This window comes from Pseudomonas sp. DWP3-1-2 (genome assembly GCF_049896285.1).
Taxonomy (GTDB): Bacteria; Pseudomonadota; Gammaproteobacteria; order Pseudomonadales; family Pseudomonadaceae; genus Aquipseudomonas.
Window position 1 is genome coordinate 562,256 of record NZ_JAFCTZ010000001.1, and the last position, 22,167, is coordinate 584,422.

Consider the following 22,167-nt stretch of genomic DNA (forward strand, 5'->3'; position numbering starts at 1 on the left):
ACTGCGCTCGGTTTCAAGTAACAGCGGGCTGCCTCACCTTACGACTCACTCCAGGTGTCTTGCCCGTAATGCGCTTGAATGCACGACTGAAAGCGGCCTGTGATGTATAGCCCAAACGCTGTGCTACCTCTTCAATCGGCAGCCTTTCGAGGCTCAGCCACTGGCTTGCAAGCCGCATTCGCAGTTCGGTGACATAGCGCAGCGGGGTCATGCCAATCGTCACTTGGAAGCGGTCCGCGAAGACCGAGCGCGAGGTATTGCAGTGCTCTGCCAACTGCGCAACGGTCCAGTCGCGGCCCGGTTGTTGATGGAGCGCAAGCAGTGCACCGGCCAAGCGTGGATCGCGCAAGGCGGCGACCAGGCCAGAAGCGTTCCCGCAGGCGCACTCCACCCAGCCGCGAACGACCATGGCGGCCACCACGTCGGCCAAACGCGCGAGGATACCGGCGAAGCCGACACGTGCGGCGCTGACCTCGCGTTCCATGGTGGTCAGGATAGGCACCAGTCCGGGGTAACGCTGGCCGCCGGCATCAATCAGCATCAGGCCCGGCATCAGCCGACCAAGACCATGGATGCTGCCCAGTTCAAACTCCATACAACCACTGAACAAAATAGTGCTCGGCGTGGGGCTGGCATCGGTTCCGGTATCCACTGCGCTGATGGTGTCACCGAGGGGGGCGCCGTATAGATGGTCGATGTCCTGAACAGGCACGTCCGGATGGGAAAACAGTTGATGGGCGGCGCCATGGGAGATGAACACGGCGTTGCCCGCAGTCAGCGCGTAGGTGGTGCCGTCCTCCATTTGCAGCACCGCAGTGCCGACGGCCATGAAGTGGAACCAGGCGTGCCCAGGTTTTTCAGCGAAGCCCAAACCGAAGGCTGGACCCGCTTGAATACGCCGGTATTCGACGCCACGCAGGCGCATGCCGCGCAACAGCTCGTTGATGAGATCCGAGGAAAGAGCAAACTGATCTACAGGCATCGTTCAGGTGTTTTAGTCAAAAAGTAGAGATTTTCGATCATAGATCATCCAGCTTTCGGTGCCTAGACTGCGGCTCGCAATGAAGATTGGGAGATCCGTGCAATGACTGACTGTGTATGTAATGCCGTATCCGACCGCCATCCCGGCGTCGGCTCGGATGTTGAGCCCACGACCCCCGCGTGGATGGCCGTCTTCTCGTTGGCAATGGGTGTGTTCGGATTACTGACCGCTGAGTACCTTCCGGCCAGTTTGTTGACGCTGATGGCAACTGACCTGGGAGTGTCCGAAGCGCTGGCTGGCCAGGCGGTAACGGTGACAGCCGTGGTTGCGCTGTTCGCTGGCTTACTGGTGCCAGGCCTGACCCGCAGCATTGACCGACGTTGGGTGTTGCTGGGGTTTTCCACGTTGATGGTCGCCTCCAATCTGTTGGTCGCCGTTTCCTCCAGCTTCGCGGTGCTGTTGTTGATGCGTATCTTGCTGGGTATTGCCCTTGGCGGGTTCTGGAGCATGGCGGCGGCGGTAGCGATGCGCTTGGTGCCGAGCGCTTTGTTGCCCCGGGCGCTGTCGATCATTTTCAGCGGCATTGCCATCGGCACGGTAGTGGCAGTGCCGCTGGGCAGCTATCTGGGCGGGCTATATGGCTGGCGCAGCGCGTTTTTTGCCGCGGCGGCGGTAGGCATGGTGACCCTGACTTTCCAGTCGTTCACTCTGCCGCGCCTCGCGCCGCGCCGGCCGGCAAGACTGCGCACCGTTTTCGAGGTGTTGCAGCGCCCGGGCATCGCCATGGGGATGTTCGGTTGTGTGCTGGTGCACAGCGGGCACTTCGCGATGTTCACCTATGTTCGGCCATTCCTTGAAGGTACTACCGGCATCGGTCCCCAAGGGCTGTCACTGATGCTGCTGGGGTTCGGTGTGGCGAACTTCGTGGGCACGCTGTTGGCCGGGAGGCTGCTGGAGCGCCACCCGCTGGCCACTCTGGTGTTGATGCCCGCGCTGGTCGGCGTTGCAGCGCTGGCGTTGGTGCTGTTGCCGGCCTCGGTGCCGGGGCAGGCGGCACTGCTGGCGATCTGGGGCTTGGCCTTTGGTGGTGTGCCGGTGGCGTGGTCGAACTGGGTCGCCAGGGCGGTACCTGATCAGGCGGAAAGCGCCGGAGGCATGGTGGTGGCATCTGTGCAGTCAGCCATTGCAACGGGCGCCGCCGCTGGCGGTGCAGTGTTCAGCCTCGGTGGCAGCGCGGGCGTATTCGTCGCGGCGGCCGTGCTGATGCTGCTGGCCGCGTTGCTGATTGCGCTGCGTGTCCGAGTCCCTTCTGTTCAAGGCGTTCGCCAGCCCAAACCCGCGTTGCACCTTTGATCCGGTTTCCCAAACCGCTTCGATTCCGTCCGCCACCAGGAGATGCACCATGAACAATACGACGTCTCACCAAGGACGCCTCAAATCGTTGCGCGCGGCAGGCATTGGCAATGCGCTTGAATGGTTTGACTGGACCCTGTACGCAACCTTTTCGGTGTACCTGGCAAGCAATATGTTCGACAAGACCGATGCGCGCTCGGCGATGCTCGCGACCCTTGCTGTGTTTGCGGTTGGCTTTGTCGCACGCCCTGTCGGCGGGTGGTTGTTTGGCCGACTGAGCGACCGACTGGGGCGTCGGACCATCATGGTGCTGCTTGCGATCAGCAGCCTGGGCATCGCGCTTATCCCTGACTACCAGAGCATTGGTCTGTATGCCTCTGTCGCGCTGCTGTTTTTCCGGCTTATGCAGGGGCTCGCCCATGGTGGCGAGACCGGGGTTTCCTACACCTATGTCGCCGAGATCGCCCCAAGCAAGCACCGTGGCTTATGGTCGAGTTCCGTCTATGTGGGGGTGACGGTAGGGGTGATGGCGGCCGTGGCGGCAGCGCTGACCTGGCTGCTGGGCGCGCAGGCCATGGGTGACTACGGCTGGAGGATCGGCTTCGCCATTGGTGGAGTACTCGGTATTTATGCGCTGTTTTTGCGCCGCGGTGCACAGGAGTCTCATGTGTTCGTAGAGCAGCAGGGTCTGGCGCGGCCGCCGCGTAAGCTGTCCAGGGGGGGAGATGCTACGCGTCGCGCGTAACATCGTCATGCTTGCAGCGGCCGCCAATGTCACTTACTACGCCTGGGTCACGTTCGGCGCTTCGACGGCGATTGCGCAGGGTATGGACGCCACGGGTGCCTATGTGGCAAGTCTCCTCGCGCAGATCCTCTGCGTGTGCTGGTTGCCGGTCTGCGGGATGTTGTCCGATCGGGTAGGGCGCCGGCCCATGGTCATCGCCTGGGGCCTGGGCGTGATCCTGCTGACCTATCCCATTTCGATAATGGTGACCACTGAGCCCTACACACTGTTCTTCGCCCAGGTGCTGGGGCTAGGCGCATGGTCGTTGATCGCGGCGATTTTCCCTGCCGTGCTGTCCGAGCAGGTACCGACCCAGGCACGGGCCCAGGGCGTTGGCTTGGTCTCGTCGGTTTCGGTGGCGATCTTTGGCGGCACCGCCCCCTATTTACACAACTATCTTAGCGGCGCCGACCTTGGCTATCTGTATGTCAGCTATGTCATCGGGTTGGGCGTAATCACTGTCCTGGCAGGGTTTCTTATCGACGAAACGGCGGGCATCGATCTTGCGCACATCGAGGCGCCTGGTGCTCGAGTCAGCGCTGGCTCACGGCCGTTGATGGCGTCTCGGGACTAAATCACTTGGCTTGTCGATCCGCAGAATCAGCCGATCAAAGGAGTACGCCTCAATGAATTCCACAGACCTCAAAAACGCCGCTGCACGCGGTGAACGACCGGGCGCCGGCGTGACCGTCAGCCAGACTTCGGGGCCACGTCAGGCCGCACGTGAGACCTGGGTCGAAGTCCCTTCCGAGTCGGGCTCGGCGGCTGCCTGGTGCTACTCGGACCGCCGCGCCTATAGCCCGGGTGACTCGGTTTGCCTGTATCTGTCGTCGAACCGCTCACAAGTGAGATTCCGGATCTATCGTGACGGCGCCATCACCCGCACGCTGCATACCACCGACAGCCTTGACGCTCGATTCCATCCCATACCCGAACGTGCCTATGAGCATGGCTGCCAATGGCCTGTCTTCATGCAATGGTCAATCCCGGCGGATGCCGAGCAGGGTGGCTATGTAGTGGAAGTACGGGATGGTGCTGACAGCGTCCTCGGGCATCATCTGTTCATCGTCAAGGCGGTGCGCAAGCGTTCCGATGCCTTGGTGCTCGTTGCGGCCACCTCGACGTGGGCCGCCTATAACGACTGGGGCGGTGCCAATCATTACTTCGGCCTCCACCCCGGCACGCCGCGTGGCCGCTCACCGTTGCTGTCGGCGCAGCGCCCCTGGGCGCGAGGGCAGGTCTGGCTGCCGGAGGATGCACCACGTTGCGTCAACGCGACCCGGCCCCGCAAGCCAGGGCCCGCGCGCTATGAGTTCATCGAATGGGCCAACCTTAACGGCTACGCCAAGTACTACGCGCTGGCGGGGTGGGTTTCTTACGAGAGACCTTTTGTGGCCTGGGCCGAACAGCAAGGTTATACGGTGCATATCCTGACCCAGGACGATTTGCATCACGACCCGCACGCGCTTGAAGGCTACACCTGCGCCGTCTTCGCCGGGCACGACGAGTACTGGACGCGGGAAATGCGCGACCATGTCGACGCCTTTGTCGAGGGCGGCGGCAAGGTCGCGCGCTTCGCCGGCAATTTCATGTGGCAGATCCGCTTGGAGGATGAGGGCCGGCGGCAGGTGGCCTACAAGTACGATGCTGGTGCGCTCGATCCTGTGGCGGCTACCGAGCCTCATCGACTAACGGGAGCCTGGGAAGATCCGAGGGTAAATCACCCCGGGGCAAGGACGTTCGGGGTGAATGCTCTGCGAGGGATTTACGCCAGTTTTGGAGGAATGGCTCCGCGCAGCCCTCGCGGCTATACAGTCTTCAGGCCTAAGCACTGGGCGCTTACGGGGACGGGCCTGGGTTACGCGGACATGTTCGGAGACGAACCCAACATCTTTGGCTATGAGGTGGATGGCCTGGAATACACGTTCGTCGACGGTCTCCCAGAACCGCTCTACACAGACGGTGCGCCCGGTGGATTGCAAATCCTCGCAATGGGCTGGGCAACCAATGCCGAGCATGGTCGGTCCGAGGAGGCCTATTCATTCATGCTCGGCGATGGCGATGCCCGGTTTCGGGCTTCCATCCTGGCGCCCGACCTTAGCGACGCCAGCATCGATTTGCATAGCCGCGGGGCCGCGCAATACACAGGAGGTTCGCTGATCTCCTTAAAAAGGAGGTTATGGCTTTGGCATACCGTCAAGTTGGCGCTTTGTTTCAAAGGTGCGTAGATCATTGAAAATGGCTCTGGCGGAGAACGCACGCCAGGCGTTCAAGCCGAGCGTTGGATCGCCTGGGTACCGGGGATCGGAACGTACGTCCGGCCCCCATAAACTTACCAGCCTGCACCTCCTGCGCAAAACCACTGATTGCGGTATGGAGCATTACAAGCTATCGGGGTCGCCAAAAAACATCTGGATTCTCGACCGCAACCAGCGCTCCCCTGGATCATTGTCCTGGGAGCCGCGCCATGCCATGTGCAACTCGAAGGTTGGTGTCTCGATTGGAAGGGCTTCGGCACGGACTCCGCCCGCGGCGGTCAGCACGGCGGCGGCGTAGTCTGGCACCGTGGCGATAATGTCAGTACCGGCCAGCAACGTGGCCAGGCCGTTGAACTGCGGAACCGCCAGCACGACATGACGTTTGCGGTCGACTTTTTCCAGTACCTCATCGATGAAGCCGCTCAGGTCGCCCGAGAATGACACCAGCGCGTGCGGACGAGAGCAGAAATCTTCCAGGCTCAGGGCGCCGGGCATCGAATCGGCACGTAACAGCATGGGTTTACTTCTGCGCAGGACTTTGCGCTTGGCATTGGCCGGCAGATCGTTGGTGTAGCTGACGCCGATTGAAATCTCGCCGGAGGCCAGCAGCGCGGGTATCAATATGTAATTGACCCGACGTACCACCAGCACGATGCCGGGTGCTTCCGAGCGCAGCCGTTTGAGCAACGAGGGCAGCAGCGCGAACTCGGCATCATCGGACAGGCCGATGCGAAACACGGCGGTACTGGTTGCAGGATCAAACTCGGAGGCGCGACTCACCGCTGTGGAAATCGAATCCAGGGCAGGCGACAGCAGCCCGAAGATTTCCGTCGCCCGGGCGGTCGGCTCCATGCTGCGACCGGTGCGCACGAACAGCGGATCATCAAAGAGCCCACGCAGGCGTGACAGGGCGGCACTGATTGCCGGCTGCCCGAGAAACAGCTTCTCGGCAGCCCGAGTGACGCTGCGTTCATGCATCAGGGTTTCGAAAACGATCAGCAAATTGAGGTCGACGCGACGAAGGTCGTTGCGGTTCATGGCAGGTGATCTCAAGGCGTTTGTCGAAGCAACGATCTACCAGCATATGGCCAGTGCATTCATTGCTGGCGTGAATAGTACGAGCAAATGCGCGCTTTGCGCATGTATAAATTCATCGCCAGATCAGATACCTGCGCCTGGAAGTCATTCATGATCCCGACCGTCATGCAACGCCCGGCAGCATTCTTGTCCCGGGTTTTGTCCGGGCGGGGCGGATGCCACGGTTTGCGCGCAGGGGGTGTCCGGTCAGGTGAAGATCGAGCCTGTATGGGTTGCATTGTCTGTTCGACATGCGAACAATGGCCGTCCATGACCACACAAGGAGCCAGTGATTGTCCGGGGTGAAGAGCCTATGAAATGTAATGGCAATCAATGACAGGCATGTCGACTATTAATAGCCACTGATAGTGTTCCCGGCAGCGCCCGGCTAGAGTTCATGGCATCAAGGTTCATTAGGCGAGGTTTGAAATGTCCCGCACGATTCGTTTTCATCAGTTTGGCCCAGCCGAGGTGCTCAAGATCGAAGAGCATCCTGACGCGTTGCCTGCACCCGGTGAGGTTCAAGTACGTGTCCAGGCGATTGGCATCAGCTGGTATGACGTCCTCTGGCGGCAAAACCTGGCGCCGTCCCAGGCGCGGCTTCCTGCGGGCATGGGTCATGAAATGGCCGGTGTCGTGACTGCGCTGGGTGAAGGCGTCGACGATCTGGCTATCGGCGACAAGGTCGCCAGCTTCCCGTCTGCAGACCCTAACCAGCATCCGGTATACGGCGAGGTGGTGGTTTTGCCGCGTTCCGCGCTGACTCGTTATCCCGACGTCCTGACGCCTGTGGAAGCCAGCGTGCATTACACGCCGCTGTTGGTAGCCTATTTCGCCTACATGGACCTTGCGCGCATCAAGCCCGGGCAGACAGCTCTGGTGACTGATGCCAGCCACTGCGCCGGCCCGGCCTTCGTTCAGTTAGGCAAGGCACTGGGCGTGCGAGTGATCGCCGCGACCAAGACTGAAGACGCAAGAGATTACCTGCTGTCCTTGGGCGCCGATAAGGTGGTGGTCACTGAAGAGCAGGACCTGCTGATGGCCATCAACAAATACACCGACAATCGGGGTGTTGATGTTGTGCTGGACGGTCTGGGTGGGCCACAGATGTCAATCATGGGTGATGTTCTGGCGCCTCGCGGCAGCCTGGTGCTGTACGGTTTGCAAGGGGGTAACCAGACGCCTTTCCCGGCCTGCGCCGCTTTCCAGAAGAACATTCAGTTCTTTGTGCATTGCCTGGGCAACTTTACCGGCAAGCCGGAACTGGGCATCTCCCAGGATGAGGCCGCATTGCAACGGGCATTGCGCGACATCAACCAGCTGACGGCAGATCGCGTGTTGGTCCCGCTCAAAATGCGTGTGTTTCCGTTCAGCGAAGTGGTCCAGGCGCATCGTTACATGGACGGCTGTCCGATCGGCGGTCGAGCTGTACTTGAATTGGAGCCTGCCTGATCCTGCGTGAGAAGTGCTGACGCAGCACTTCGGTATACTCGACGCCTCCGGACAGGCGTCGATGTGTTGGAAAATCTCTTCGCTGTCCGCGTTTCCTGTTAGCCATACCCTCTCTATGTATCTTCCTTGCCCTGGCGTGCTCTCGACACCCCCAGCATTTCAAACGTCGCTTATTCATTCTCACGAATAAACAAGCGTCGTTTATTTATAATCCCGTGTGCCCGCCAAGTTTATAAGCGTTGTGCTTTCGGGGTTTTAACCCACCGCAGGATCGCGTGAGTCCAACCATAAACCAATCAAGGGACTCAACGTTGGACAGGCAAGCCTGGAGCCCTTGTGCATTATGGCCTTGAAAGGCTTGACGCTGCGCCGCCGATATTAATTAAACACGGCTGTTTATCGTTATGTTTAAACGTGTTGATCTGAGCTGTATGGGGCAACTTATCTGTACCTTGTAATCGTGGGAGTATGACTGATAATAGTGAGGTAATTATTACTCAGGGAATGAGTCATGGTCGATTATCCATTCAGATACCTGTTCAATGTATACCTCATCTGCACACCTTCACGCGCTGACAAGCAGGCAGGTGAAACACGATGAGTTCCATTCACGAACAGGCGATGAGTTATGTCTATCAACAAGTATTGCAACGCTTGTTGAGTTATTTTTCTCGCGCCGAACGTACAGCCTTGCAGTTACTCATTCAGCGTTTGATCGTCGCCGCCGGGGGGATCGAGCGTATCGCCAGTTTCAAGGTCATGGTGGCCTTCAGCGGCGGCAAGGACAGCGCCTACACGCTGGCGTTTCTGCGGGCCGCGCAATTGAGCATCGCGGGACGATCACCGGCGACCTTTAACCTGCGCATCGCCAACATGCGCCATGCAGGCATGACACCGGCCGTGATGAACAACATCCAGCGCACGTATTCGGCGCTGTTTCTTCATGACGACCCGCGCGTCGAACTGCTGGTGATCGATAACCAGTACGTGCAGATTTTCGAGCCGGAACTGCCTTTTTCCCAAGCCGGGCGTGAACAGAATCGTTCGGACATGCTCGTGAGCGGACATTTATCGGCAGGGGACGCACGCACCACCTTCTGCAACAGTTGCTACCTGGGGATCGCCGGGTTTTTTAGCCGGGCCGCTGCGTGGGGCAGTGGCGTCGATGCCTTGATCAGCGGTGATTCACGCAAGGAACAAAAGCAGTACATCACCTGGCTCATGCGTCTCGCCCCGCACGGCGCGAAGCATTTCAATGATCATGGCAACCAGAGCTTCAACGGTGTGCTCAGAACCCTCGACAGCGTGGGACAGGTGTATTACCAGGAACTGTATGGCGACGGCGGCGAGGTGAATGGGCGAATGATTCGCCCCCTGGGTTTCCCGAACAAAGCCATCGTACCGGCCTACATCACCATTTCTGATCTGGTGCACAGCAGGGTGGACGAGCACTGGAGTTTACTGACCGAGTTTCTGGGGTTTCGTTTTGATGATCTGGCGTTCAGCTTCAGCGAGTCCGATTGCGCCAATCCATTGCTGATGGCCCATATGCGGGGGCTTAAAGCCCAGTACCTTCAAGGGCGCGACTATGCAGATGGCATTGCCGAATACCTGGAGCTGGCCAAGGCTCTGATGCGCAGAAAACAGATGCCTCAGCGTCTGATCGAGCAGGCATTGGCTGCCTACGCCGGTGAGTCTCGCTTGCAGGCCCGCCGGGAATTGGCTGCAGCCTTTGCTCAGGAAGGCTTCGGTCTGAATGAGGCGCAACTGGTTTGCCTGCTCTTTTCACCGTTCGTCAACGAAGGCCGAGACCTGGAAACATTCCTGCGACGTTGTCACCCCGGCATGCTGGTCGCGCTGCCGGACTTGCACAAGGCCCTGTCGGGCACGCCCGCGCCCGAACAAGTCGTCCAGTGGCTGGTTGATATCAGTGGCCTGAGTATCAAGGGCCTGCAGAGCCTGTATCTCAAACAGCGCGTGGATTTTGATCTGCAAGACTCGATCATTGCCCGGGTACGCGCCGCAGACCCTGATAAACGGCTCGTTTCAACGCTGGACCCGGTGACCGGTGAGTCGGTCAGAGAAATCATTTCCGGACGTTGATCCCTCTTCTCAATCGCCTGCCATGTGCCTCGCTCGCGGTGTCACGTACGCCTTCATTGAACAAGCAATCCGGGGCCGGCGGTTACGCATGGACGAGTGTCGCTCATGAAAAGAAAATCCGATTTCGCCTATCAAACGGTGTATCGCTACCTTGTTGGCCTGATTAACGATGCGGCGAGTGATACACCCCTACGGCTCCCGTCACTGCGCCAACTGGCGAGGCGTCTGAAAGTGTCCATTTCCACGGTACAAAACGCCTATTCACTGTTGGAGAAAGAAGGGCGTGTCAGTCCTGTGGCCAAGTCGGGCTACTACACGCAACCGATGGCCCAGGAGAGCGTCCTGTCCGATGATGGCGAGTCGCAGTGCGTGTTGAAGACCCTCTACAACAGTGCCCGCCGTCCCGGAATGCAGGTGTTTGGCAATGACGAGCCGACGCTGGCCCAGTCGCTTGAGAGCCCGCTTCTGGCGATCGAGCGCGAGTGGGTCCGCCAGCATCCCGAACCGCCGGACCCGAACTTCCAGCCTTTCGGGGATGGTGAATTGCGTGCCGCGCTGGCGGCTCGTTACACCGTTTCGACCCGTAAAAGCTGGCTGCCGGAAGATGTCTTTGTCGGGCCTGACCTGCTGGGCATGCTAAAGGTGGTGATCGAAACCCTGTCGCTCAGGGGCAGCGCGGTTCTGGTTGAATCACCCTGTACCTGGACACTCTTGCGTCTGCTGCAGTCGTTTGACATCCGGGTGATCGAGCTGCCTGTGGACCGGTCAGGCTGCATTAATCTCCCTGCACTGGATCAGGCGTTACTCACTGAAAGCATAGGCCTGGCCTTGTTGCCCTCGTGTCTCAATGCGGTGCGCGGCAGTGGATTACCGGCCGACAATCGCCAGGCGGTGGCGGACCTGCTTAACCGTTACCGGGTCTGGGTGCTGGAAAACGATAATCATGGGGAGTTGGGCTTCGAGCCTCCCCAAAACCGACTGAGGGATTTGATCGACCCCGAGCGCCTGTTGATCATGGGGTCATTTGAAAAAATCCTGGGCCCGGAAGCCCCTTATGGTTATCTGCTGAGCAAATGCTTCATTCCCCAATGGCAGCAGTACTTCCTTTTGCGCGCCTTCAACCTGCCGCCCATTCGTCAAAAAGCCATAGCGCGTTTGTACAGCAATGGCCGGCTGGATCAGCATCTGGCGCAATTGCGTTGCGTGCTGGAGCAGCGCATGCGGGACATGACCGTGCTGATCGACCAACACCTGAGGCCGGTGCTCAACTATGAAGTACCTCAAGGCGGCGGGGTAATCTGGGCCGAAAGCACGCACTGCGTGGACATGCGCCGCGTCTTTGAGCAGTTGCTGCGCGAGCGCATCGTCATTGCTCCGGGGGAGTTGTTCAGCCTGCAAGGTTTGCATCGCCAGCATCTGCGCATCAGCTATGCCGTCAGCGACCATCTGCCCGTTGAGCCTACGCTCACTGCATTACGCACGGCATTGGCCCAGGCCCGTTGCGATTGAGGGCGCCGCAACCGGATCCGCCGATCCATTTGTATTTGCCAGATGCCTGGCAGACTGATATCTGTACGCCCATCCAGTATTGGCAATTGATGGTTCCTCCCTGCAGTGACTTCAGCTCCTTTGATCCCTATGAACGAAGACCGGCCCCCGCTCGATGTGGACGCCACGGTTTACGTCGTGGCGGTTCGCGCCCTGTGCGAGTTTACGGCGAAGGCCGGTGATCTCGATCTGCGCTTTACGCCAGCGCCTACCGCCCAGCAAGGTATCGCCGGACATCGCACCGTTGCCACGCGACGTGGACCCCATTACCAGACCGAGATGGCGTTGTCGGGTGAATACCAACAGTTGAAAGTCCGGGGCAGGGCGGATGGCTATGATTCGCAGCTCAACCAACTCGAAGAAGTGAAGACCTATCGGGGCGAGCTGGCCGCCATGCCTGACAATCATCGCCAACTGCATTGGGCCCAGGCAAAAATCTACGGCTGGCTGCTGTGTCAGCAGTTGCAGTTGAATGAGGTCAACCTGGCGCTGGTGTATTTCAACATCATCAGCGAACAGGAAACCTTGATCCGCGAGCGCTACACGGCTCAGCAGTTGCAGGCCTTTTTCGAGCAGCACTGCGGGATATTTCTGCAATGGGCACGGCAGGAATTGGCCCACAACCACCAGCGAAACGAAGCGTTACGTGGCTTGAAATTCCCCCACGCAGGGTTTCGCATCGGCCAGCGGCATCTGGCCGAGTCTGTCTACAAGGCGGTCAGCACCGGGCGTTGTCTCATGGCTCAGGCGCCCACCGGCATTGGCAAGACCATCGGCACCCTGTTCCCCATGCTCAAGGCAGCCCCCAGCCAGCAACTGGATAAAGTGTTTTTCCTGACCGCCAAAACCCCGGGCCGCAAACTGGCGCTGGACGCTTTAGGCGTGATTCGCCACAGCGCACCAGAACTTGAATTGCGCGTTCTGGAACTGGTGGCCCGGGACAAGGCCTGTGAGCATCTGGACAAAGCCTGCAATGGCGACTCATGTCCATTGGCCCGCGGCTTTTATGACCGACTGCCTGCGGCACGCAGCGCGGCGTTGATCGCTCCGTGGCTGGACCAGACCGGTTTGCGCACGGTCGCCCTTGAACATCAGGTCTGTCCCTATTACCTGAGCCAGGAAATGGCACGCTGGGCGGATGTGGTGATTGCCGACTACAACTATTATTTCGACCTGAGTGCCTTGTTGTTTGGCCTGGCGCAGTTCAATCAATGGCGCGTGGCGGTGCTGGTGGACGAAGCGCACAACATGGTCGAGCGTGCCCGGCAGATGTACAGCGCGAGCCTTGATCAGCAGAGCATGAATGCCATCCGCGACGTTGCGCCTGCGCCGCTGAAGAAACCCTTGCAGCGCTTGAATCGTGACTGGAACGCGCTGCACAAGGAGCAAACCGGGAGCTATCAGGCCTATCCGGTCACACCGGGGAAACTGTTGCAAAGCCTCAACCTGTGCGTAACGGCCATGGGTGATTACTTCAACGAACACCCCGAAGCTGTCGATGGGCCGCTGCAAAGCTTTTACTTCGAGGCCATCGCGTTTGTGCGCATCGCGGAGTTGTTCGATGAGCATTTCGTGTTCGATATCAGCAAGCGCGAATCGAGAGGCCGGCGCAGCAGCCTGTCGAAGCTCTGCCTGCGCAACGTCGTGCCAGCCCGGTTCATTCACCCCAGGCTGACCGCCGCCCGTAGCAGCGTGCTGTTTTCCGCGACCCTTAGCCCCAGGCATTACTACGCTGATTTACTGGGCCTGCCAGCCGATACGGCCTGGATCGACGTGGAGTCGCCCTTCAGTCGTGAGCAACTGGACGTGCGGATCATCAGCCGGATCTCCACGCGTTACACCCACCGGCAGGCGTCGCTTGCGCCGATCGTCGAGCTGATGGCTGAGCAGTTCGAGTCGCAGCCTGGCAATTATCTGGCGTTTTTCAGCAGCTTTGATTACCTGCAACAAGTGGCGGAATTGATGCGGACCGAGCATCCCCATGTGCCGATCTGGTTGCAGGCGCGGGGCATGAGCGAGGGCGAACGGCATGAGTTTCTGGAGCGATTTACCCTGAAGAGTCAGGGTATCGGCTTTGCGGTGCTGGGAGGCGCTTTCGGTGAGGGGATCGATTTGCCGGGTGCGCGGTTGATCGGCGCCTTCATTGCGACACTGGGGCTGGCGCAGCTCAATCCGGTCAACGAACAGCTTAAACAGCGCATGGCTGTGTTGTTTGGCGCAGGCTACGATTACACCTACCTGTATCCGGGCCTGCAAAAAGTCGTGCAGGCTGCGGGCCGGGTGATTCGCAGTCAGCAAGACCGAGGCGTCGTGATGCTGATCGACGACCGCTTTGCAGAGCGCAAGGTGCAGCAATTGTTACCCAAGTGGTGGCAGCTTTGAGGCTCAAGGGTTTAGGGATCAATAGCCGAGCGCGGCGGTCAAACTGCCAGTAAACTGCCGCGCTGCTGATCTTTCATGAAACCGTGCAGCTGCCAGCATTATTTTTTTCCCCTGTTCCATGGAGGTTGTATGAGTCTGAGTCCTTTCGCCGGCAAGCTGGCACCGGCCGAGTTGCTGGTCGACGTTCCTCGATTGGTAACCGCCTATTACACCGGTCAGCCGGACGCTTCGGTTGCCACCCAGCGGGTCGCTTTCGGTACCTCCGGCCACCGTGGCAGCTCTTTTGATTTGAGCTTTAACGAATGGCACGTTCTGGCCATTAGCCAGGCCATCTGCCTGTACCGTGAAGTCAACGGCATCAATGGCCCGCTGTTCCTCGGTGCGGACACTCACGCCCTGTCAACGCCCGCCAGCGCTACTGCTCTGGAAGTCCTGGCCGCCAATGGCGTGCAGGTGATGATTTCCGAAGGCGACGAATACACGCCAACCCCTGCGATTTCCCACGCGATCATCTGCTACAACCGGGGCCGCACGACGGGGCTGGCCGACGGCATCGTCATCACGCCTTCCCACAACCCGCCGGAAAGCGGCGGTTTCAAGTACAACCCGCCCAATGGCGGCCCCGCCGACAGTCACATCACCAAATGGATCGAAGCCAAGGCCAACGAACTGCTGGCTGAAAAGATTCTCGGCGTGACGCGCATGAGCCACGACAAAGCCTTGCGTGCAGACACCACCCATCGCCACGACTACCTCAACACCTACGTGGCGGACCTGAAAAACGTCATCGACATGGATGCCATCCGCAACGCCAACCTGCGCCTGGGCGTAGACCCGCTGGGCGGAGCAGGGGTGCGTTACTGGTCGGCCATTGGCGAGCACTACGGCCTGAACCTGGACGTGGTGAACAAATTTGTCGATCCGACGTTCCGCTTCATGAGCGTCGACTGGGATGGCCGGATCCGCATGGACCCGTCGTCCAACTTCGCCATGCAGGGTTTGATCGGCCTCAAGGATCGTTATCAAGTCGCCTTTGCCTGCGATCCGGATCACGACCGCCACGGCATCGTGACGCCCAGCGGTGGCTTGCTCGCACCGAACAATTACCTGGCGGTGTCGATCGACTACCTGTTCCAGAACCGACCGCACTGGCGTGCAGATGCCGCCGTGGGCAAGACCGTGGTCAGCAGCGGCATGATTGATCGGGTTGCCGCGCGCCTGGGCCGTCGCCTGTATGAAGTGCCGGTGGGCTTCAAGTTCTTTGCCGAAGGGCTGTTCGACGGTTCGCTGGGCTTCGGAGGCGAAGAAAGTGCCGGGGCGTCATTCCTGCGCAAGGACGGCACGGTATGGACCACCGACAAGGACGGGCTGATCCCGGCGTTGCTGGCGGCTGAAATCACCGCGCGCAAGGGCCGCGACCCCAGCGAAATCTATCAGGCGTTGACCGAGGAACTGGGCGAACCGTTTTCGACTCGCGTGGAAGCCAAGGCCAATCCGGAGCAAAAGGCGTTGCTCGGCAAGCTGTCACCCGATCAGGTCAAGTCCACGGAATTGGCGGGTGAGCCGATCCTCAGCGTGCTCAGCCATGCGCCGGGCAACAACCAGGCGATCGGCGGCTTGAAGGTCATGACCGAAAATGGCTGGTTTGCGGCGCGCCCATCAGGCACCGAGGATATCTACAAGATCTACGCCGAAAGCTTTGTCGGCGAAGATCACCTCAAGCGTCTGGTGGCCGAAGCTCAAGTGCTGGTGGACGCGGCTATCGCGCCCCAATGACCTGAACTGAAGTGACACGAAAAAGCCCCGACTCCTGTGAGTCGGGGCTTTTTGCTGACTGCGTCGGGCAAACTGTCAGGCGACATCGACCAGGACGATTTCGCTGTCTTCGATGGCGGTCACTCGCAACACGCGCTCATCTTCAACGGCAATGCCGTCCCGGGCCTTTGCATGCAGACCGTTGACTTCGATGCTGCCCGTTGCTGGAACCAGATAAGCACGACGACCTGCGTCCAGACGGTACTCCGCGCTTTCACCCGCTTTCAGATTGGCCGCCACCAGGCGAGCATCGGCGCGGATGCGCAGGCTCACGTCGTCGCCGCTCTTGCCGCTTGCCAGTGTCACGAAACCTTCCCGATCACCCTTGGGAAAGGGTTTGGCGCCCCAGGAAGGTGCCGCGCCGGTTTCATTGGGCATGATCCATATCTGAAAGATCTTGGTGGCCTTGGCCTCCCTGTTGTATTCGCTGTGAGCAATCCCGGTCCCGGCGCTCATGACCTGTACATCACCGGCTTCGGTGCGGCCTTTATTCCCCAGATTGTCTTCATGGGTAATGGCGCCTTCACGAACGTAAGTGATGATCTCCATGTCCCGGTGAGGGTGCTTCGGAAAGCCCGTGCCCGATTCGATCACATCGTCATTCCAGACCCGCAACTGCCCCCAGTTCATGCGTTTTGGATCGTAGTAGTCAGCAAACGAGAAGTGATGGTGTGCGTCCAGCCAGCCGTGGTTGGCGCCGCCCAATGTGTTGAAAGGTCGTAATTGCAGCATGGTGTGGCCTCCTGAGCAGGGCCGGGAGAGGTATTCACCCGGGCTGCTGAACGATGATTCGTGGTTGATGGAGCGATGATCTATCAAATTATTATCGTTAAAAAGCGACAATTCTGACTAGTTACTATCTGATTCATTGATATATCAACACCTGTCACACCTCTATTTCACCTGCAATTGATCGGCTAATCGCTTGATCGACAAGCTTTTCACTGGAGCTCAGACGCGAATAGCGCCACCATGCCGCCTTCGCTCAATCTGTTGACTGCTGGAGCCTGCGTGTCTGACACCGATCTTCATCCCCATGCCGAGCTGGACTTGACGCCTCCGGCCCAACTGCCGTTCTTCAAGCGTCTGACGGCCCGTCTGCTGGGCAAAGCGCTGACCCGACTCGGCTCGCAACACAGGCCCTCGTGGTCGTTGGGACATGCCGACGGCTATCTGAATGGTCATTTGCAGGGCGTGGATGAAGGTTATGCCGAAGGCCACCTGGATGGCGTCGAGCAGGGTCGTCAGGTGCTGGTGATACGCGACATGCGCCCCAGCGAGCATCGCGGCCCCAAGGTGGATGATCACCTGTTCGACGATTGGCGCCTGCCGCTGAGCGCCGAGTTGAAGAAGCGCATCAAGGCCGACGTCGCCCTTAAGTTGCCGCCCCATGCGCAGCCCAGTGCGGCGCAGTGGAAGATGATCTTCAGCGATACCCCGTCGACGTATGTCATTGCAGGCGCGGGTGCAGGCAAATCCACCTCATTGGTGCTGCGGGTCCTGGTGCTTAGTCACTACCTGGGGTTCGAACTGGACTCAATGACCGTGGTGACCTTCACGCGCGAATCCCGCAAGGACTTCATTACCAAGTTGATCGAAATCTTCGGACTTTGGGGTCATAGCCTGAGTCAGAAGCAGGGCCGAGACCTGGTCCGAACTTTCCACTCGCGGATTCTGCCGCTGGTGCGCAGCCTGCCGGGGCTCGAACAACTGACGGCATTCGAGAACCTGGGTAGCCAATCCATGGCGGGCATGGAAGAGGGGGCGGACAGCAACCCGTTCGATCTGCGCATCAACGACGCGCAGCGTCAGCAACTGAACCTGTGCTATCGCGACCTGTACGCGAGCAACGAACGTTTTCGCGAGGTCATGGCTCCGCTGTACCGCCAGGCTTTGCAACTCAAGGCACTGGAGCGCGACCATCCGGATGTACAGAAACGCGTCACCGTGACCGAGTTGTCGGCCAAGCGGGACGAAGAGCTGTGCGACACCCTCGAAGACTTGTGGATTCGGGCCAAGGCGTGGCCGATCAAAGGCATCGAGCCGATGCGCCAGACCGTGGAAATCAACGGTTTCGGCTTTCACCTGCACGGCTATATCGCCGAACTGGACGCCTGGGTCGTGCTGGGGTTCGATCCTTCGGAAGATCAGCAGCTCAAACGCCCGGGGGCCAAATTACCGGTGTGGGCCGAGTGGGTCATCAAGCGCACCCTGTTTCAAGCTTTCTGTCGCAAACCTATGATCTGGCTGGAAAACTATGAGGCGGGTGGTCGGGTTTTGCAGTCGCTCTCCGGCGCAGCGGTGGCGGGGCCAGGGTTCGACTATAAAGTCAAAGGCGAACTGAGCGCCGCGCCGTTGCTGGACAGTTTCGTCACGACGGCCGGTTTCATCGAAAACCTGGGGCTGGATGTACCGGCTGCCGTGGCCGAGATGAGCTTTGCCAACGATGACCCGGATCGTTACTACTTCGAGGCCCTGAGCCTGTTCTGGAAGGCTTTTGAAAACCACCTGCTGGCGCAGACGCCGCCGGTCATGACCTACAACCGGATGTTTGCCCTGTTTGGCGAGAACTCCCCGGAAAATCTGCAACAAGTGGCTGACGAGCAGCTCAGGCCACTTGCGCACTTGATGATCGACGAATTTCAGGACGTATCGCCGCAGATCGTGTCCTGGGTTCGGGCCAGCCTTCGGGAGATCCGGCGGCGCGGTCCAGCCCTGCACACCGGGCGTGCGGCGCAGCATGCCTCCCTGATGTGCGTGGGCGATGACTGGCAATCCATCTATGGCTGGCGCGGCAGTTCACCCAAGTATTTCATGGAGTTCCCCAAGGAGTTTTCATCTCCCGGGACCACCAGAGTCATGCTCAGCGAGAACTACCGCAGCCATCAGCACATCATTGATGCGGCTGAACACATTGTGCGGGCCGCCCCGGCCATTGCAGGCAAGAAGGCCCGCGCCAGCGGAGCCACTCAGGACCTGGTGCCGGTCACGGTACTGGATCGCAGCGATGAGGCGCTTGAGGATCGGTTGCTGGAACACTACAACGACGGCGATTCGATTCTGTTGCTGTATCGCAAAAGCAGTGAAAAAGCGTTGCTGTCAAACAGGTTACAGGCACTTATTAATGCCGATTATGCGCAGCAGCCTCAGGCGCGTCGTTTCAAGCAGTTGACCTATCACAGTGCCAAGGGGCTGCAGGCCGATGCGGTGTTCCTGCTGGGTGACTGCCAGCATCTGACCCATTCGCCCTACAAGAATCAACTGTATCGCCTGGCCGGGCTGGGCAATGCCGGTGATTCGGACGCGTTCGACAACGCGCAGAAAGACGAAGTGATGCGCCTGGCCTATGTCGCCATCACCCGTGCCGTGCGGCACTGCTACTGGTTTATCGAAGGCAGCGCCAAAGATGACGCGAACGTGACCCGAGCGTCGGATCGAATCGACGCTGACCAAGCATTCTTTGAGGATTTGCGGCGCAAACCTTGAGGCTCAGGACGCGTTCATCATCCTGGGAGGGCGGAATGACTCCAGCTCGGCTTCTATCGCCTCGATGATCAACTCCACCTCGGTCGCGTTCATCACCGTGGCGCAAGGCAGGCCCGCAATCGCGATGACGGTTTCGCCGCTGGCGCGATCAAAAAGTCGGGCCACCATGCTACTGGGCGCGTCCATAGTGGCTTCGAAGCCGACCGGATGAAAGTACCAGCGCATCAACTGGCACGCGTTGGGGAACGTCACTTTATTCATTCAGCCCACCTCGATCACATCAGCACTGGCGATAGCTCCAATGGGTAGGGAATGGATCTGCCAGGATGGCCAGCAAAACGCGGGCAGACCTTGAAGCGGAGTCCTGATCAAGACTCCTGGGAGGGTCGAGGCGCTTTTCTGATAAAAATCCGAACAGTCCTGTCGAGCAGTCAACATAGCACTGCATCCGTTACAGGCAGATAACTTTTTGCCCAATGGACAAAAGTTTTATATTTATTTGATGCGCGTCATATCGGTTATTCCTTAAACATCTTACAGCGGGTTCAATCCCCTGATCAGGCTCCAAGGGCGCGCCAGCAACACGGTTGTGCTGGCGCGTCTGTTTAGCCCCGCAATTCACGGCCCTTCAAATTGACCAGATTTGCAGGTCTCTCCCCCTGCAAGGCACTGATGAGGTTGTCCACCGCGCAACGGGCCATGGCTTCCCGTGTTTCGTGGGTTGCGGACCCGATGTGAGGCGTGGCCACGACGTTATTCATCTGGAGCAAGGGCGAGTCACTGTTCAACGGCTCCCGTTCGAACACATCAAGCCCTGCACCGCGTATTTTCCCGCTCTGCAGGGCTGCAATCAGGGCATGCTCATCGACCACTTTGCCTCGTGCAATGTTGATAAGAATGCTCTCGGGCCGCATCAATGCCAACTGCTCCTTGCCGATCAGCCCCTCGGTTTGCGTAGTCAACGGCACCGTCAGGCAAACGAAATCGGCTTCGCTCAGTAACGCTTCAAGGCTGCGATAGCCTGCATTGAACCGCGCTTCCACGGCGGGCTTGGGGGAGTGGCTGTGATACAGCACCGGCATGCCGAAACCAAAGTGCCCGCGCTGGGCCAACGCTTCGCCGATGCGTCCCATGCCGATGATCCCCAGCGTTTTGCCGTGCACATCGCTACCGAAATGCGCCGGGCCGATGTTCTGCGTCCAGTCACCGTTGCGCACCATGCTGGCCAGCTCCACCACTCGCCGCGCAGTAGCCATGATCAGGGCAAAGCCCGTATCGGCGGTGGTCTCGGTCAATACATCCGGGGTATTGCACAGGGCGATCCCGCGCCGGTCCAGATAGGGAATGTCATAGTTGTCCACGCCCACCGAAACCGTGGATATGGCCTTGAGTTGTGGCGCGAGGTCCAGCAGACGGGCATCCAGTCTGATACTGGCGCCCAGCAGACCGTCGGCGTGGGGCAGGGCCGCGCGCAGTTCCGCGTGATCGTCACGTTTGGGGTCTGCGACCAACGTCACCTGCGCGTGGGCTTGCAAGCGCGCCAAGAGCGGTTCAGAAAGTTTCTTATACAGAACAACATGCTTTTTCATCGTGAGCCTTTCCAGATCAAGGATGCGCCGGGGCGCGACGGAGGGTGTGTCCATCCCCAGCAGGTTTCGTTTTGCTGTCCGGCTTGAGCATCAGGGTCAGGAACACCGAAACCAGCAACGCGCCGCTCATGAACAGGTACGAGGCACTCAGTGTTCCCGTCACGCCGTTGAGGTAGCCCACCAGATAAGACCCGGCAAACGAACCCAGCGCCCCCAGGCTGTTGATCAAGGCCATGGCACCTCCGGCAACATTGGACGGAAGGATTTCCGGAACAATGGCGAAGAACGGACCGTACGGGGCGTACATGCAGGCACCGGCGATCACCAGCAAGGAATAGGACCACCAGAAATGCTCAGTACCGAGGGCGTAGGAACCATAGAAGGCGATGGCGGCCAGTAGCAGCGGTGGCCACACGAACAGTTTGCGCTTCTGCAACTTGTCCGAGGCCCAGGACACCACAATCATGCCGATCACCGCAGCCAGATAAGGGAGAGCCGACAGCCAACCGGCTTCGACCATGTCCATCTGCATGCCTTGCTTGAGAATGGTCGGCAGCCACAGCACGAAGCCATACACGCCAATGCTCCAGCAGAAATACTGCGCCGCCAGCAATAGCACCTTGGGCGAGCGGAACGCCTCGGCGTAATTCTTGACCGGTTTGATCCCTACTTGCTCGGCGTCCAGACGCGCTTGCAGTTCGGTTTTCTCGGCGTCGCTGAGCCACGTGGCCTGGGCCGGGCGCTCGTCTACCAGCCGCCACCAGATAAACGCCCAGACCACCGCGGGCAAGCCCTCGACGATGAACATCCAGCGCCAGCTGTAATGGGCCACCAGATAGCCGGAAACAACCGACATCCAGAGCATGGTCACCGGGTTGCCGAGGATCAGCACGGTATTGGCCCGTGAACGCTCGGCACGGGTGAACCAATAACAGAGATAAACCAGCATGGCGGGCATCACGGCGGCCTCGACCACCCCCAGCATGAAGCGGATGCCGATCAGCATGTAGGCATTGGAAACAATGCCGGTCAGCGTTGCGAGGCTGCCCCACAGGATCAGGCTGACAAAGATCAGCTTCTTCACGCTCTTCTTCTGGGCGTAGATGGCCCCCGGCACTTGAAAGAAAAAGTACCCCAGGAAGAACAGCGCGCCCAGCAACGATGACATGCCTGGCGTGATATTCAGGTCTTCAGCCATGCCCGAAGCGGCCGCAAAGCCATAATTGGCCCGATCCAGATAGGCCAGGCTGTAGGTGATGAAAACGATAGGCATGATCAACAGCCAGCGACGTTTCAAGCCGCTGCTTTTGACGTTATCGAGTATTTTTTCCATGTCGA

The 22,167-nt window shown here is 59.3% G+C and carries 16 protein-coding genes; 10 read left to right on the forward strand and 6 right to left on the reverse strand.

Features of this window, described 5'->3' with window-relative positions; translation table 11 throughout:
• Positions 1-13 precede the first annotated feature (13 nt).
• Positions 14-982: an AraC family transcriptional regulator gene (locus ACP7B0_RS02690; RefSeq protein WP_426139379.1), complete on the reverse strand. Its 969-nt coding sequence runs from the start codon at positions 980-982 to the stop codon at positions 14-16.
• A 102-nt stretch (positions 983-1,084) separates the two neighbouring features.
• Here ACP7B0_RS02690 and ACP7B0_RS02695 point away from each other — a divergent pair, with 102 nt between their 5' ends.
• The 4 genes from ACP7B0_RS02695 to ACP7B0_RS02710 are packed head-to-tail and all read left to right on the forward strand — an operon-like array spanning position 1,085 to position 5,347.
• The gene (locus ACP7B0_RS02695) at positions 1,085-2,335 is read left to right on the forward strand and encodes an MFS transporter (protein ID WP_426139380.1); all 1,251 of its coding nucleotides are present in this window, start codon (positions 1,085-1,087) and stop codon (positions 2,333-2,335) included.
• A gap of 49 nt (positions 2,336-2,384) precedes the next feature.
• Positions 2,385-3,080, forward strand: coding sequence for an MFS transporter (locus ACP7B0_RS02700; RefSeq protein ID WP_426139381.1), 696 nt, complete (start codon positions 2,385-2,387; stop codon positions 3,078-3,080).
• Positions 3,061-3,693, forward strand: coding sequence for an MFS transporter (locus tag ACP7B0_RS02705; protein WP_426139382.1), 633 nt, complete (start codon positions 3,061-3,063; stop codon positions 3,691-3,693). Before ACP7B0_RS02700 ends, ACP7B0_RS02705 begins: the two co-directional genes overlap by 20 nt.
• Positions 3,694-3,745: 52 nt before the next feature.
• On the forward strand, positions 3,746-5,347 hold the full coding sequence (locus tag ACP7B0_RS02710; RefSeq protein ID WP_426139383.1) for a N,N-dimethylformamidase beta subunit family domain-containing protein: 1,602 nt from the start codon (positions 3,746-3,748) through the stop codon (positions 5,345-5,347).
• Between the two features lie 153 nt (positions 5,348-5,500).
• Here the strand turns inward: ACP7B0_RS02710 and ACP7B0_RS02715 are convergent, their stop codons facing one another.
• A complete protein-coding gene (locus tag ACP7B0_RS02715; protein WP_426139384.1) occupies positions 5,501-6,415 on the reverse strand; it encodes a LysR family transcriptional regulator in 915 nt (304 codons plus the stop codon).
• Positions 6,416-6,883: 468 nt separating this feature from the next.
• Here ACP7B0_RS02715 and ACP7B0_RS02720 point away from each other — a divergent pair, with 468 nt between their 5' ends.
• From ACP7B0_RS02720 to pgm, 5 genes are all read left to right on the forward strand, one after another.
• Positions 6,884-7,906 (forward strand): zinc-dependent alcohol dehydrogenase family protein, encoded by a 1,023-nt coding sequence (locus ACP7B0_RS02720; protein WP_426139385.1) that lies wholly within the window; start codon positions 6,884-6,886, stop codon positions 7,904-7,906.
• A gap of 597 nt (positions 7,907-8,503) precedes the next feature.
• Positions 8,504-10,009, forward strand: coding sequence for a hypothetical protein (locus tag ACP7B0_RS02725; RefSeq protein ID WP_426139386.1), 1,506 nt, complete (start codon positions 8,504-8,506; stop codon positions 10,007-10,009).
• A gap of 105 nt (positions 10,010-10,114) precedes the next feature.
• Entirely contained in the window at positions 10,115-11,518 is a 1,404-nt protein-coding gene (locus ACP7B0_RS02730) for a PLP-dependent aminotransferase family protein (protein WP_426139387.1), read from the forward strand.
• 129 nt (positions 11,519-11,647) lie between these two features.
• Positions 11,648-13,939: an ATP-dependent DNA helicase gene (locus ACP7B0_RS02735; protein WP_426139388.1), complete on the forward strand. Its 2,292-nt coding sequence runs from the start codon at positions 11,648-11,650 to the stop codon at positions 13,937-13,939.
• A gap of 129 nt (positions 13,940-14,068) precedes the next feature.
• Entirely contained in the window at positions 14,069-15,715 is a 1,647-nt protein-coding gene (pgm, locus tag ACP7B0_RS02740) for a phosphoglucomutase (alpha-D-glucose-1,6-bisphosphate-dependent) (RefSeq protein ID WP_426139389.1), read from the forward strand.
• A 75-nt stretch (positions 15,716-15,790) separates the two neighbouring features.
• On the opposite strand, the gene ACP7B0_RS02745 is transcribed toward pgm, so the two are convergent.
• Entirely contained in the window at positions 15,791-16,486 is a 696-nt protein-coding gene (locus ACP7B0_RS02745) for a pirin family protein (RefSeq protein WP_426139390.1), read from the reverse strand.
• A gap of 240 nt (positions 16,487-16,726) precedes the next feature.
• Here ACP7B0_RS02745 and ACP7B0_RS02750 point away from each other — a divergent pair, with 240 nt between their 5' ends.
• A complete protein-coding gene (locus ACP7B0_RS02750) occupies positions 16,727-19,240 on the forward strand; it encodes a UvrD-helicase domain-containing protein (protein WP_426139391.1) in 2,514 nt (837 codons plus the stop codon).
• Between the two features lie 3 nt (positions 19,241-19,243).
• On the opposite strand, the gene ACP7B0_RS02755 is transcribed toward ACP7B0_RS02750, so the two are convergent.
• From ACP7B0_RS02755 to ACP7B0_RS02765, 3 genes are all read right to left on the reverse strand, one after another.
• The gene (locus ACP7B0_RS02755) at positions 19,244-19,501 is read right to left on the reverse strand and encodes a DUF1652 domain-containing protein (protein WP_426139392.1); all 258 of its coding nucleotides are present in this window, start codon (positions 19,499-19,501) and stop codon (positions 19,244-19,246) included.
• A gap of 344 nt (positions 19,502-19,845) precedes the next feature.
• Positions 19,846-20,829, reverse strand: coding sequence for a 2-hydroxyacid dehydrogenase (locus ACP7B0_RS02760; RefSeq protein ID WP_426140046.1), 984 nt, complete (start codon positions 20,827-20,829; stop codon positions 19,846-19,848).
• A 16-nt stretch (positions 20,830-20,845) separates the two neighbouring features.
• Positions 20,846-22,162: an MFS transporter gene (locus ACP7B0_RS02765; protein ID WP_426139393.1), complete on the reverse strand. Its 1,317-nt coding sequence runs from the start codon at positions 22,160-22,162 to the stop codon at positions 20,846-20,848.
• Positions 22,163-22,167 lie beyond the last annotated feature (5 nt).

Excerpts from the sequence above, each read along its gene's own strand:
- ACP7B0_RS02690 (WP_426139379.1), bottom strand. The coding sequence starts at position 982 with ATGCCTGTAGATCAGTTTGCTCTTTCCTCGGATCTCATCAACGAGCTG.
- ACP7B0_RS02695 (WP_426139380.1), top strand. The coding sequence starts at position 1,085 with ATGACTGACTGTGTATGTAATGCCGTATCCGACCGCCATCCCGGCGTC.
- ACP7B0_RS02700 (WP_426139381.1), top strand. The coding sequence starts at position 2,385 with ATGAACAATACGACGTCTCACCAAGGACGCCTCAAATCGTTGCGCGCG.
- ACP7B0_RS02705 (WP_426139382.1), top strand. The coding sequence starts at position 3,061 with ATGCTACGCGTCGCGCGTAACATCGTCATGCTTGCAGCGGCCGCCAAT.
- ACP7B0_RS02710 (WP_426139383.1), top strand. The coding sequence starts at position 3,746 with ATGAATTCCACAGACCTCAAAAACGCCGCTGCACGCGGTGAACGACCG.
- ACP7B0_RS02715 (WP_426139384.1), bottom strand. The coding sequence starts at position 6,415 with ATGAACCGCAACGACCTTCGTCGCGTCGACCTCAATTTGCTGATCGTT.
- ACP7B0_RS02720 (WP_426139385.1), top strand. The coding sequence starts at position 6,884 with ATGTCCCGCACGATTCGTTTTCATCAGTTTGGCCCAGCCGAGGTGCTC.
- ACP7B0_RS02725 (WP_426139386.1), top strand. The coding sequence starts at position 8,504 with ATGAGTTCCATTCACGAACAGGCGATGAGTTATGTCTATCAACAAGTA.
- ACP7B0_RS02730 (WP_426139387.1), top strand. The coding sequence starts at position 10,115 with ATGAAAAGAAAATCCGATTTCGCCTATCAAACGGTGTATCGCTACCTT.
- ACP7B0_RS02735 (WP_426139388.1), top strand. The coding sequence starts at position 11,648 with ATGAACGAAGACCGGCCCCCGCTCGATGTGGACGCCACGGTTTACGTC.
- pgm (WP_426139389.1), top strand. The coding sequence starts at position 14,069 with ATGAGTCTGAGTCCTTTCGCCGGCAAGCTGGCACCGGCCGAGTTGCTG.
- ACP7B0_RS02745 (WP_426139390.1), bottom strand. The coding sequence starts at position 16,486 with ATGCTGCAATTACGACCTTTCAACACATTGGGCGGCGCCAACCACGGC.
- ACP7B0_RS02750 (WP_426139391.1), top strand. The coding sequence starts at position 16,727 with ATGCCGCCTTCGCTCAATCTGTTGACTGCTGGAGCCTGCGTGTCTGAC.
- ACP7B0_RS02755 (WP_426139392.1), bottom strand. The coding sequence starts at position 19,501 with ATGAATAAAGTGACGTTCCCCAACGCGTGCCAGTTGATGCGCTGGTAC.
- ACP7B0_RS02760 (WP_426140046.1), bottom strand. The coding sequence starts at position 20,829 with ATGAAAAAGCATGTTGTTCTGTATAAGAAACTTTCTGAACCGCTCTTG.
- ACP7B0_RS02765 (WP_426139393.1), bottom strand. The coding sequence starts at position 22,162 with ATGGAAAAAATACTCGATAACGTCAAAAGCAGCGGCTTGAAACGTCGC.